12 protein-coding genes are annotated in these 11,167 nt (G+C 70.1%); 6 read left to right on the top strand and 6 right to left on the bottom strand.

The genetic code is table 11. The features are described from left to right. The 3 genes from AC1RL8_RS31120 to AC1RL8_RS31130 form a co-directional block, all read left to right on the top strand. Positions 1–1,044: alanine racemase (locus tag AC1RL8_RS31120; RefSeq protein WP_492687426.1), on the top strand; the 1,044-nt coding region annotated here is incomplete at its 5' end. An 11-nt stretch (positions 1,045–1,055) separates the two neighbouring features. Next, a complete protein-coding gene (locus AC1RL8_RS31125) occupies positions 1,056–1,973 on the top strand; it encodes a MurR/RpiR family transcriptional regulator (RefSeq protein WP_492687427.1) in 918 nt (305 codons plus the stop codon). Further along, positions 1,970–3,439, top strand: a complete 1,470-nt coding sequence (locus AC1RL8_RS31130) for an N-acyl-D-amino-acid deacylase family protein (RefSeq protein ID WP_492687428.1) — start codon at positions 1,970–1,972, stop codon at positions 3,437–3,439. The genes AC1RL8_RS31125 and AC1RL8_RS31130 overlap by 4 nt, the downstream gene beginning before the upstream one ends. Before the next feature lie 130 nt (positions 3,440–3,569). Here the strand turns inward: AC1RL8_RS31130 and AC1RL8_RS31135 are convergent, their stop codons facing one another. Beyond that, complete coding sequence (locus AC1RL8_RS31135) at positions 3,570–4,487, bottom strand: LysR family transcriptional regulator (protein WP_307584190.1); 918 nt, start codon at positions 4,485–4,487, stop codon at positions 3,570–3,572. A 132-nt stretch (positions 4,488–4,619) separates the two neighbouring features. Between AC1RL8_RS31135 and AC1RL8_RS31140 the strand changes: the two genes are divergently transcribed. Both AC1RL8_RS31140 and AC1RL8_RS31145 read left to right on the top strand, forming a co-directional pair. Then, entirely contained in the window at positions 4,620–5,522 is a 903-nt protein-coding gene (locus tag AC1RL8_RS31140; RefSeq protein WP_492687429.1) for an amino acid ABC transporter substrate-binding protein, read from the top strand. A 4-nt stretch (positions 5,523–5,526) separates the two neighbouring features. Then, entirely contained in the window at positions 5,527–6,849 is a 1,323-nt protein-coding gene (locus AC1RL8_RS31145) for an aminotransferase class V-fold PLP-dependent enzyme (protein WP_492687430.1), read from the top strand. Here AC1RL8_RS31145 and AC1RL8_RS31150 read toward each other — a convergent pair. The 5 genes from AC1RL8_RS31150 to AC1RL8_RS31170 all read right to left on the bottom strand — a co-directional run bounded on the left by AC1RL8_RS31150 (position 6,836) and on the right by AC1RL8_RS31170 (position 9,970). Continuing rightward, entirely contained in the window at positions 6,836–7,243 is a 408-nt protein-coding gene (locus tag AC1RL8_RS31150; protein WP_492687431.1) for a c-type cytochrome, read from the bottom strand. The two genes, AC1RL8_RS31145 and AC1RL8_RS31150, sit on opposite strands and share 14 nt — an antisense overlap. Then, positions 7,240–7,809, bottom strand: coding sequence for a ferritin-like domain-containing protein (locus AC1RL8_RS31155; RefSeq protein WP_095951024.1), 570 nt, complete (start codon positions 7,807–7,809; stop codon positions 7,240–7,242). Before AC1RL8_RS31155 ends, AC1RL8_RS31150 begins: the two co-directional genes overlap by 4 nt. Before the next feature lie 38 nt (positions 7,810–7,847). Then, positions 7,848–8,549, bottom strand: a complete 702-nt coding sequence (locus tag AC1RL8_RS31160; protein ID WP_492687432.1) for an RNA polymerase sigma factor — start codon at positions 8,547–8,549, stop codon at positions 7,848–7,850. A gap of 69 nt (positions 8,550–8,618) precedes the next feature. Next, positions 8,619–9,317: a CBS domain-containing protein gene (locus tag AC1RL8_RS31165; RefSeq protein ID WP_492687433.1), complete on the bottom strand. Its 699-nt coding sequence runs from the start codon at positions 9,315–9,317 to the stop codon at positions 8,619–8,621. Further along, the gene (locus tag AC1RL8_RS31170) at positions 9,314–9,970 is read right to left on the bottom strand and encodes a DUF6306 domain-containing protein (RefSeq protein ID WP_493196663.1); all 657 of its coding nucleotides are present in this window, start codon (positions 9,968–9,970) and stop codon (positions 9,314–9,316) included. Before AC1RL8_RS31170 ends, AC1RL8_RS31165 begins: the two co-directional genes overlap by 4 nt. A 73-nt stretch (positions 9,971–10,043) precedes the next feature. Here AC1RL8_RS31170 and AC1RL8_RS31175 point away from each other — a divergent pair, with 73 nt between their 5' ends. Next, positions 10,044–10,922: a LysR family transcriptional regulator gene (locus AC1RL8_RS31175; RefSeq protein ID WP_492687435.1), complete on the top strand. Its 879-nt coding sequence runs from the start codon at positions 10,044–10,046 to the stop codon at positions 10,920–10,922. Positions 10,923–11,167 lie beyond the last annotated feature (245 nt).

Genomic DNA, 11,167 nt, shown 5'->3' on the forward strand with positions numbered 1-11,167 from the left:
CTGTTCCAGCGCCAGCTGGACGCCGGCGCCTGGGGCCTGACCTTTGCCACCGTCACGCAGCTGGCCGTGGGCGTGGCCGCCGGCGCGCGCCGCACGCTGATCGCCAACCAGGTCGTGAGCGACGAAGACCTGGCGGGCATCCAGCTGCTGCTGGCCGACCATGCGGACCTGCGTGTGGTGTTCCTGGTCGATTCGATCGCGCAGCTGGCGTTGATCGAAGACTGGTCGAAGCGCCATCCTGCGAGCGTGCCTTTCGAGGTCATGCTCGAGATTGGCGTGCAGGGCGCACGCACCGGCTGCCGCACGCACGACGAAGCCGTTGCGCTCGCCACGCGGGTGCGCGCCAGCGATGCGGCCAAGCTCGTGGGCATCGAGACCTATGAAGGGCAGGGCGCCACCGGCGAAAGCGGGCCCGACACAGCCTATGCCACCACGCTGATGGACCGTGTGGAAGCCGTGGCCCGCCACTGCGACACGCACCAGCTCTTCGAGACCGACGAGGTGCTGGTTTCGGCCGGTGGCTCGGCGATCTTCGACCTCGTGGCCGGTCGCCTGAAGCCCGCACTGGGCTCGCCGGTGCGCGGCCTGCTGCGCTCGGGCTGCTACGTCACGCACGACCATGGTTTCTACAAGCGCATGGTGAGCGTGGTCGACGAACGCCTGGGCTGCGAATGCGGCGAGGGCCTGAGGCCGGCGATGGAAGTCTGGGCCAATGTGCAGTCGCGGCCCGAGCCGGGCCTGGCGATCCTGTCGGTCGGCAAGCGCGACATCTCCTTCGACCTGTCGATGCCCGTGCCGATCGCGCGCGCGGCGCGCGGCGCGTTGCAGCCGCAGGGCGTGCCCGCGGGATGGAAGATCACCGCGCTGAACGACCAGCACGCCTATCTGCGCTGGGATGAGAGCGAAGAGGCCGATGCACCCAAGGTCGGCGACCGCGTGGGCCTGGGCATTTCGCACCCCTGCACCACCTTCGACAAGTGGCACTGGATGCCCGTGGTCGAGAACGACTACCGCGTGAGCGACGCCGTCGCCATGCACTTCTGAACAACGCACCGATGACGCCCTCATTGCTCCAGAGGATCGCCGAGGCGCGCAGCGACGCGCCGGCCACGCGGCGCGCGATCCTCGACCTGATCCTCGAAGACCCCGACCGCGCGCTCGAAGAGAGCTTCGAGCAGCTCGCCGAGCGCTCGCGCAGCTCGGTGCCCACCATCATGCGCACCTGCCGCGACCTCGGCTTTGCCGGGCTGCGCGAGTTCAAGCTCGCGCTCGCGCAGGAGCTGGCGCTCGGCGGCTCGCCGCTGCACCGCCGCGTCAACATCGAAGACGCCGCCGACGAAGTGGTCGGCAAGATCGCACGCAGCGCCGCGGCCTCGGTCTCGGGCGTGCGCGGCCAGCTCGACATGCAGGTGCTCGACGGCGCGGTGCGCGCCATCGCGGCCGCGCCGCACGTCGACCTGTACGGTGCGGGCGCCACCTCGTGGTTCATGGCGAACGACCTGCAGGCGCGCCTGTTCCGCCTCGGCCTCTCGGCCAACGCCTGGGCCGACTACCACTTGCAGCAGGTGGCCGGCGCGGCGCAGCGCCCGGGCGGCGTGGTCATCGCCATCTCGCACGTGGGCGGCATGCCCTCGCTGCTCGACGCGGTCGACATCGCACGCGGGCAGGGCGCCCAGGTGGTCGCGATCACGCGGCCGGGCACGGCGCTCGCGGCCAAGGCCGACTTCCTGATCGGCCTGTCGGTGCCCGACGACGCCGTTATGCACGTGGGCATCGACGCCTACCTCACGCACCTCACGGTCATCGAGATCCTTACCGTGCTGGTGGCGCAGCGCCGCGGCGAGCCCGCCGTGCAGCGCCTGCAGCGCGCGCGCGAGGCCTTCCAGCGCCACGGCATCGACGCCACCACGCACCCGCTGCAAAGCTGGGACGGTGGCGGCATCAACACAAAAAAGGGAGACGGCGAACCATGAGCGACACCCCAGCCGTGCTGCTCGAAGCCGGCCTCGTGGTCGACGGCTCGGGCGGCCCTTCGTGGCCCGGCGACGTGCTGCTGCAGGGCGACCGCATCCTGGCGCTGGGCGAAGGCCTTCGCACGCGCCTGCCTGCAGGGTTGAACATCGCCGACGTCGACGTGGTCGACTGCCGCGGCAAGGTGATCGCGCCCGGCTTCATCGACGCCCACACGCACGACGACGCCATCGTGCTGCGCGACCCGCTGTGCCTGCCCAAGGTGTCGCAGGGCATCACCACCGTGGTCACGGGCAACTGCGGCATTTCGCTGGCGCCGTACCGCACGCCGCAGTCGAAGCCGCCGCTCACGCTGCTGGGTGCGGACTCGTTCAAGCACGCGACCATGGCCGAGTACCGCGCGGCGGTCGATGCGGTGCAGCCGGCACTCAACGTGGCCGCGCTGGTCGGCCACACCACGCTGCGCTTCGCTGCCATGCAGGCGCTCGACCGGCCCGCCGATGGCGACGAGCTGGCGCGCATGGAAACGCTGCTCGACGACTGCATGGCCTCGGGCGCGCACGGCATGTCGTCGGGCCTGTTCTACGAAGAGGCCTTTGCCGCACCGGCCGAAGAAGTCACCGCGCTCGCGCGCGTCGTGGCACGCCATGGCGGCGTGTACGCCACGCACCTGCGCAGCGAGATGCAGCAGATCATCGAGGCGCTGCACGAGGCCGGCGACACGGCCTTCAGCGCGGGCGTGCCGCTGGTCATCTCGCACCACAAGTGCGCCGGTCCCGCGAACTGGGGCCGCACGAAGGAGACGCTGCCGCTGATCGAGGCGCTGTCGCAGCGCCAGGAGATCGCGATGGACGTCTACCCCTATGTGGCCGGCTCCACCGTGCTGCGCGAAGACCTGGTCGACGGCGTGATCGACGTGCTGCTGACCTGGTCCGACCCGCACCCCGAGATGACCGGCCGCCTGATCTCCGACATCGCGCGCGAGTGGGGCACCACCGAGCAGGAGGCCTGCCTGGGGCTGAAGCCTGGCGGCGCCTGCTATTTCCAGATGCAGGAAGAAGACGTGGAGCGCGTCATCGCGCACCCGCTCACCATGATCGGCAGCGACGGCCTGCCGCACGACCGCCATCCGCATCCGCGCCTGTGGGGCGCGTTCCCGCGCGTGTTCGCGCGCTACTGGCGCCAGCGCAAGCTCTTCACGCTGGAGCAGGCGGTGCACAAGATGACGGGCATGACGGCGCGCAACCTGCGCATCGCCGATCGCGGCCTGCTGCGCGTCGGCACCATGGCCGACGTGGTGGTGTTCGACCCCGAGACCATCACCGACACCGCCACCTACGACAAGCCGCACGGCGTGAGCGTCGGTGTCGAGCGCGTGTTCGTGAACGGGGTGCTGGCCTATCGCGGTGGCGAGGGCGAGGCGAAGGTGTTGGCGCGCGCAGGACGGATGTTGACGCGCGGGGGGTGAGCGTTCAGGGCGCGGGCCCAGGCCACCGGGTACTTCCCTCCGCGAATGTCCCCCGGCCTGCGGCCTCCTCCTTGATTTCGCTGCGGGAAGCACCCAGTGTCCTGGGCCCGCCGGGCGCAGCGCGCGAACCCTACGAGGCTTCTTCCTCCGGCTGCGCCTGGAACATGCGCGTGAAGTCGCAGCAGGCCTGCGCCAGCATCACGATCGACGAGGTGAGCGCGCTGCGGTGCTCGCCCTTGTGCATGGCCACGTAGCGCACCACGGGCAGCGCGGGCGTCACGTCGAGCACCTCGAGCATGCCGGCGTCGACCAGCGGCGCGAGGCATTCGCGCGGCAGGTAGCTCACGCCCAGGCCCGACACGGTGAGGCCCGTGAGCGCCACGAGGTTGCTCACCACGATCGCGTTGGCGGGCTGCACGCCCTGGTCCTTCATCCAGGCGTCGTAGGCACGGCCCGTGCCCGAGTTGTTGCCCTGCACCAGCATGCGGTGGCGCGCCAGGTCGTGCAGGCGCACGGTGCCGCCGGCCTGCACCACGCCGGGCTTGCACATCCACGCGCTCTTCACGCGGCCGATGACCTTGCTCTGCATGCGCGAGTCGGCGAAGGTGTGGGGCACGATGACCACGTCGAGCTCGTCGGCCAGGAGCTTGTCGCGCAGCTGAAGGCTGTCGTCCACGTCGGGCTCGAGGATCACCTTGGGGTAGTGCTGCTGGATCAGGCCGACCAGGCGCGGCAGCCACGTCATGGCGGTGAGCTCGGTCACGCCCAGGCGGATGCGCCGCTCCACCACGCCGGGCTTGCCGAACTGCTCGACGGCGGCGTCGCGCTGGTCGAGCAGCTTCCTGGCGAGCACGAACATCTCCTCGCCTTTTTCGGTGAGGCGCGCCGTGCGCTGGCTGCGGTCGAACAGCTCGGTGTCGAACAGCTGCTCCAGCTCGTGCACGCGCTTGGAGATGGCCGACTGCGAGGTGTGCAGCTGGTTGGCCGCCTGCGCGAAGCCGCCCAGCCGGGCGATCCAGTACAGGGCTTCGAGTTGCTTGAAGGTCATCACGGCGGGCGGCTCCTGAAAAAAGAACGCTTTTCTTCATGCGATTCGATCACAAAAAATCGCTTTTAGAAATTCATCGGGACGCAGAAGATGCGCGCCAGGCCACCGTCATTGCAACCCAAGGAACACACCATGGACTTCAAATTGCCTCTCGCACCTTTCGCATTGGCACTCGCCCTCGTCTTCGTCTGCGGCGCCGCCAGCGCGCAGGACGCCGGCACGCTGCGCAAGATCAAGGACAGCGGCACGATCCAGATCGGCGCGCGCGACAGCCAGATCCCGTTCTCGTACAAGCTCAGCGCCGACAGCGCGCCCATCGGCTTCACCAACGACATCTGCCTGAAGATCGTCGATGCCGTGAAGGCCAAGCTGGGCCTGCCGAAGATCGAGGTGCGCTACACCATGCTCAACTCGACCAACCGCATCCCGCTGCTGCAGAACGGCACCGTGGACCTCGACTGCGCGACCACCACCAACACCACGCAGCGCCAGGCGCAGGTCGACTTCGCGCCCAGCCACTTCGTCACCAACATCACCGCCGCCGTGAAGAAGAGCTCGGGCATCAACGCGCTGCCCGACCTCAACGGCAAGAACGTGGCCACCGTCTCGGGCAGCACCTCGATCCAGCTGCTGCGCGGCGCGCGCAAGAGCGGCACCATCGAGGTGAACGAGATCGCGGGCAAGGACACCTCCGACGGCTTCCTGCTGCTGTCCACGGGCCGCGCCGATGCCTACGTGCTCGACGACGTGCAGCTGGCCGGCATGATCGCCAGTTCCACCAACCCGGGCGACTACAAGATCCTGAAGGAGTCGCTGCGCCAGGAGCCCTACGGCATCATGCTGCGCAAGGACGACCCCGAGTTCAAGGCGCTGGTCGACGAGACCGTCAACGGCCTCATGAAGTCGGGCGCCATCGAGCAGCTGTACACCAAGTGGTTCCTCTCGCCGATCCCGCCGCGCAACGCGAACCTGAACTTCCCGATGACGGACGCGGTGCGCGAGATCTACAAGAACCCCAACAACAAGGGCGTCTGACACCATGGCAGCCACACGTGCGGACCTGCCCCAAGGCGAACTCCTTTCCGATGCGCTGATGCGCCAGGTGCGCGAGCGCTTCCTGGGCATCGAACGCGACCACCACGGCCGCGAGCGCCTGTACTTCGACAACGCCGGCGGCTCGTTCCGGCTGAAGGCCGCGGTCGAGCGCTTCGCGCTGGTCGACGCCATTCCCGACAACGCCGAGCGCATCCACGCCACCGCCGTCGAGCTGCAGGCCATGCAAGCGCGCGGCGCCGACGACCTGCGCACCATCCTCAACGCCACGGGCGGCAGCGTGTACCCCTCGCTCACCGCCTCGGGCGCGATGTTCGACATGGTGCGCGCGGTGGCCGAGAACGTGCCGGGCACGAACATGGTCACGACCGCGCTGGAGCACCCGTCGGCCTTCGACGCCATGCGCCTGTATGCGGAGCGCCTGGGGCGCGAGCTGCGCGTGGCGAAGAGCAACCCCGTCACCGGCGGCGTCGACGTGGACGCCATCGTGGAGCTGATCGACGAAAACACCTGTGTGCTCAACGTGATCCACGCGTCGAACATCTCGGGCGCCAAGCTCGACATGGCGGCCATCGTGCGGCGCGCGCGCGAGATCAAGCCCGACCTGTACATCCTCGTCGATGCCGTGCAGCACGCGCCGCACGGCGTCATCGACCTGCAGCAGACGCCGGTGGACGGCATCAACCTGGCGCCCTACAAGTTCTTCGGCTGCCGCGGCTCGGGCTTCTCGTGGATGTCGGAGCGCGCGGCTGCATTGCCGCACCACAAGCTGGCCGGCAAGAAGCCCGGCCACTGGGAGCTGGGCAGCTCGGCGCCGTGGCAGTTCGCGGTGCTCACCGAAATCGTCGACTACGTGGGCTGGCTCGGCGGCCACTTCACCGATGCGATCGACCGCCGGGCGCGCTTCGTGGCGGGCATCGAGCGCATCGAGCTGCACGAGCGCGCGCTGCTGGCGACGCTGCTCGACGGCACCGCGCAGACGCCGGGCCTGCGCGCGCTCGACGGCGTGCAGGTGTTCCTCGACCATGAAGACCTCACGCAGCGCGACCTGATCCTGGGCATCGGCTTCGACGGCCTTGATTGCACGCAGGCCGTGGTCGAGTACGGCCAGCGCGGCGTCACGGTGTACGAGCGCGTGGCCAGCAGCATCTACTCGAAGCGGATGCTCGAATCCTTCGGGCTCGAAGGCACCGTGCGCGTGTCGCCGCTGCACTGCCACACGGTGGGCGAGATGGAAGCCTTCCTGCGCGTGACGCACGAGATCGCGGGCGCCTTCACACCCGCTTCGCCTGCAGTCAACGCGGCGTAGGGCGCGCAAGCGTCGCGCAGGCCGGCGTGTCGTTCGCCTGCCGCAGGTAGGCGAGCAGGTCGGCGCGCTCCCGCGGGTCGGGCACGCCGTCGTAGGTCATGCTGCTGCCTGGCACCATCGTGAGCGGGGCGCTGAGGAAGCGGTCGAGCGTCTTGTCGTTCCACACGATGCGCGACTTCTTCATCGCCTCCGAGTACGCGAAGCCCGGCACGCTGCCGGCGAGCCGGCCGAACAGGCCGCAGTGGCGCGGCCCGACCCGGTCGGCGGCCAGCGCGTGGCAGGCCTGGCAGCGCGCATAGACCTGCTCGCCGCGCACCGCGTCGGGCGTTGCGGCAGCCGCACAGGCCCACGCGGCCAGCAGGCCCGCTGCGAGCCCGCGCGCCGCACGGCTCACGACACGAACGCCGAAGGCACCGGCGCCTCGCCGAGCGCCTGGCGCAGCACGGCCCAGTGCATCGCCTCGTCGCCGAGGATGCTGGCTGCGGCCTTCGACAGCTCTCGGTTGCCGAACAGCGGCACCGCGCCCAGGTAGGCGCTCACGGCGCCCTGTTCAAGCTTCGCCGCGAAGCGCAGCACATCGGCCTGCGACTTGAGCTGTTCCACGGGGAAGTCGTAGCGCGCCTTGGCCGCGACGGCCTTGCCGCCGAGCTTGGCGATGGTCTTGGCCAGCAGGTCCGCATGTTCCTTGTGGTGGCCCTGGAAGGTCACGGCGAGGTCGAGCACGGGCTTCTCGAGCAGCTTGCTTTCCGCGCCGAGCTGGTAGGCCGCGATGGCCTCGAGCTCGGCGCCGAGCGCGGTGTTGAGGATCTGCACGTCGTTGCCGGTCGCACCGCCGCTCTTCGCGGCGAGCGCGTCGCGCCCCGCCAGCAGCGCCACGGCGGCGCCCGACAGCATCAGGCCGGAGTGGCCGAGAAAGGCACGCCGCGCGGCGGCCGGGGTGGGCATCAGGAAAAAGGACATGGTGAGGTCTCCTCGGGGGTGGTGGTTGTGGGAAAGCATCAGGGCAGCGCCGCCAGCACGCGCGCCACGATGCGGTCGCAGCGCGCGCCGTCGAACGCGAAGGCGTCGCCCGTCGCCAGGTCGATGTCGCGCGACAGGCTTTCGCGCAGCAGGCTGCGGGCGCGGAAGAAGCGCAGCCGCACCGTGGCCTCGGGCAGCTGCAGCGCCTCGGCGGTTTCGCCGACGCTGAGTTCCTGCACCGCGCGCAGCACGAACACGGTGCGGTAGGCGTCGGGCAGCCGGTCGATGCGGCGCTCCATGAGTCGGCGAAGGTCTTCCCGCATGGCGAGGCGCTCCGGTTGGCGGTCGGGGTCGTCGGCGAGTTGGGTGTCGGGGGCGTCGTCGTCGTCCCCCGCAGTCGCGCCGCCGTCGAGCGGAATCACCTGCGCGCCGCGGCGGCGCAGGCGGCCCAGCGCCTCGTTGATGACGATGCGCACCAGCCAGGTCGAGAGCTTCGCTTCGTCGCGGAAGCCGCCGATGGCACGCCAGGCGCGCAGGTAGGCGTCCTGCAGCGCGTCTTCGGTGTCGGCGTCGCTGTGCAGGATGCTGCGCGCGGTGCGAAACAGCAGCTGGTTGTGGCGCCGCATGATGCGCGCGAAGGCCTGCGTGTCGCCCTGCGCGGCGCGTGCGGCCAGTTCGGCGTCGGACGCGTTCGCGTCGGCATCGGCATCGGCAGCGAGGGGCAGGGCGGTGGGCGGCATGCGGTGAGTTCCTTCTGCCCATTGGATGGCGCACCCCCGCGCCGTGTTGCAACTTTCTTTTTTTTCCCTTCAGACCATCGTCTGCCATTCGATCGTGCACAGCCGCTCGTCGACCACGCCGCGCACGCCCGCGATGCCCTCGGCCGCCACGCGTGCCGCGTCGCGCTCGGCCTCGTTGCCGACCATGCCGTGGTACATCACGATGCCGTTGTCCACCGACACATGCGACCACGCGCGGCTCCACCAGGTCTGCCGCTCCAGTTCGGCCACGAGACGCGCCAGGATCTGCGCGTCGTCGCACGCATCGGCGCTCGAGGTGTCGGCCTCGGCCTGCCGCAGCAGCGCCTTGACCAGGTCGCCGCTCGTCACGATGCCCACCAGCCGGCGCCCGCGCACCACCGGCAGGCGCTGGATGCGGTAGGCGGTCAGCAGCTGCGCGACGCGGGCCAGCGAGAGGTCTTCGGCGATCGACACCGGCTCGCGCGTCATGAGGTCGGCCGCGCGCAGGGCGTGCGCGCGCACGTACTCGCGCGGCGGTGCGGTGCGCTGCACCCAGCGTTGCCACCACGGGTGCGGCGGCGCGCCGCCGGGCTCGGCTTCGTAGCGGTGCAGCAGGTCGGATTTGCTGACGATGCCGACCACCTCGCCCTGGTCGAGCACCGGCACGCCGCTGATGTGGCGCGCCAGCAGCAGCGCGCTGATGTCGCGCACCGGCGTGTCCGGCGCGACGGTGAAGACCGGCGAGGTCATGACGTCCTGTGCATTCATGATGAAGCTCCTTCCTGCGGCCCGCGCGGGGCCTGTGATGCCTGGGGTGCCTGCTGCGCATCGACGCGCGCGATGTTCTGCTGGTGCGACACCAGCATGGCCGTCAGCTCGCCGTGGATGTGCGCGTCGACGATGCGCGGCAGCAGCGCCTGCAGCTTGCGCACCACCCAGCCCTGGCCGCGGTTGAGCAGTGCCAGGCGCGCGCCCAGTTCCGGCACGGCCATCGCGCGTTCGTAGAACGCACCGGTGCGCGTGCTGGGCGTGGCGGCCAGCGACTGGATCGCGTCGATCAGCACGCCGCACCAGCGCACCTCGTCGCGGTGGATGTCGGTCACCAGGCGCTGCAGCGCGGGGTCGTCGGTCTCGGCGGCGCTGCGCAGCGTGATGCGTGCGCCGGCGCGCTCGGCTTCGAGCAGTTCGTTCAGCGCGGCCAGCAGGTCGTCGCGGTCGCCGGCCTCGCGGTAGGCCGCGTCCAGCTCGTCGGCGTAGCAGACCGGCGAGGACACCTCCACCCGCTCGGGAAAACGCAGCCCCTGCGCGCGCAGCGCGGCGGGCGTGTCGGCGAAGGGCGCAGCGGCATCGTCGGGCGGGGCGGCGTGGGGCATGGGCGGCAGGGGACGCATGGGGCAGGGCTCCTGAAGTCGTGCGCTCATGGTGAACCGATGCTTCTCCCCAAGCCAATGAATGTTTATTGCAAATGAGTGCAAAAAAACTAATATGAATCCGATGGACATCGGCCTCGCCCGCACCTTTCTCGAAGTCGCGGCCACCGGCAGCTTCGTGGCCGCGGCCGAGCGGCTGCACCTGACGCAGACCGCCGTCAGCGCGCGCATCCGCCTGCTCGAAGACCAGCTCGGACGGCGCCTGTTCGTGCGCAACAAGGCCGGCGCGCGGCTCACCGCCTCGGGCGAGCGCTTCGTGGCCCACGCGACCACGCTGGTGCAGGTGTGGGAGCGCGCACGCCAGCATGTGGCGCTGCCGCCGGGGATCGAAGAAGGCGTGAGCGTGGGCAGCGAGCCCAGCCTGTGGCATCCGCTGCTGGCCGACTGGCTGATCTGGATGCACCGCGTCTGCCCCGAGATCGCGCTGCGCGCCGAGGTCGACAGCGCGCAGCGCCTGCTCGACGCCGTGCAGGGCGGCGCGCTCGACCTGGCCGTGCTCTACAACCCGCCGCAGCGCCCCGGCCTCGTGGCCGAATTGCTGGCCGAGGAGCGGCTGGTGATGGTCACCACCGACCCCGAAGGCCGGCTCGACCGCACGCGTTACGTGTCGGTCGACTGGGGCCCGGCCTTCGCGGCCAATCACGAGGCGGCGTTTCCGGAGCTGGCCCACGCGCCGGTGTCGATCTCGCTCGGGCCGCTGGCGCTCACCTACCTGCTTGCCGTGGGCGGCGCGGGCTACTTCCGCATCGGCGTCGCGCGGCCCTTCCTGGCCGACGGCCGGCTGCGGCTGGTGGAGGGCGCGCCCGAGTTCTCGCACTCGGCCCACGCCGTGTATGCGCCGCAGCGCGAGAACGAGACGCTGGCGCGCGTGCGCGGCGGGCTGCGGTTGGTGGCGGCAGAGGAAGAAGGGCGCCGGGACAGCGGCGTGCATTTGCCGGACTGAGGCGCCGTCCTGCATCGCCGGGTGCTACTTTCAGGTACTTACGCTCGGGCCACCGGGACTCCGACAATCGGACGCATGCCACCCCGCGCAACGCGGGGAAGAAAAATAAGTTCGGGGAGTTCCATGTCCAACCACGGCAGCGTGCCTGTGCGCACGCGTTCGTCGTCACCTTCCGCTGACCGCAGCGCCCTGTGGGCCGAGCTGAGCCAGACGGCGCGGCTGTATCGCCTCGAAGCGCCGAGTGC

Source organism: Variovorax sp. GW822-FHT04E09 (genome assembly GCF_058800845.1).

What these genes read in the sequence shown, in the direction of transcription:
- AC1RL8_RS31165 (WP_492687433.1), bottom strand. Translation starts at nt 9,317, where the DNA reads ATGAATGCACAGGACGTCATGACCTCGCCGGTCTTCACCGTCGCGCCG.
- AC1RL8_RS31175 (WP_492687435.1), top strand. Translation starts at nt 10,044, where the DNA reads ATGGACATCGGCCTCGCCCGCACCTTTCTCGAAGTCGCGGCCACCGGC.
- AC1RL8_RS31155 (WP_095951024.1), bottom strand. Translation starts at nt 7,809, where the DNA reads ATGTCCTTTTTCCTGATGCCCACCCCGGCCGCCGCGCGGCGTGCCTTT.
- AC1RL8_RS31160 (WP_492687432.1), bottom strand. Translation starts at nt 8,549, where the DNA reads ATGCCGCCCACCGCCCTGCCCCTCGCTGCCGATGCCGATGCCGACGCG.
- AC1RL8_RS31125 (WP_492687427.1), top strand. Translation starts at nt 1,056, where the DNA reads ATGACGCCCTCATTGCTCCAGAGGATCGCCGAGGCGCGCAGCGACGCG.
- AC1RL8_RS31145 (WP_492687430.1), top strand. Translation starts at nt 5,527, where the DNA reads ATGGCAGCCACACGTGCGGACCTGCCCCAAGGCGAACTCCTTTCCGAT.
- AC1RL8_RS31170 (WP_493196663.1), bottom strand. Translation starts at nt 9,970, where the DNA reads ATGAGCGCACGACTTCAGGAGCCCTGCCCCATGCGTCCCCTGCCGCCC.
- AC1RL8_RS31130 (WP_492687428.1), top strand. Translation starts at nt 1,970, where the DNA reads ATGAGCGACACCCCAGCCGTGCTGCTCGAAGCCGGCCTCGTGGTCGAC.
- AC1RL8_RS31140 (WP_492687429.1), top strand. Translation starts at nt 4,620, where the DNA reads ATGGACTTCAAATTGCCTCTCGCACCTTTCGCATTGGCACTCGCCCTC.
- AC1RL8_RS31135 (WP_307584190.1), bottom strand. Translation starts at nt 4,487, where the DNA reads ATGACCTTCAAGCAACTCGAAGCCCTGTACTGGATCGCCCGGCTGGGC.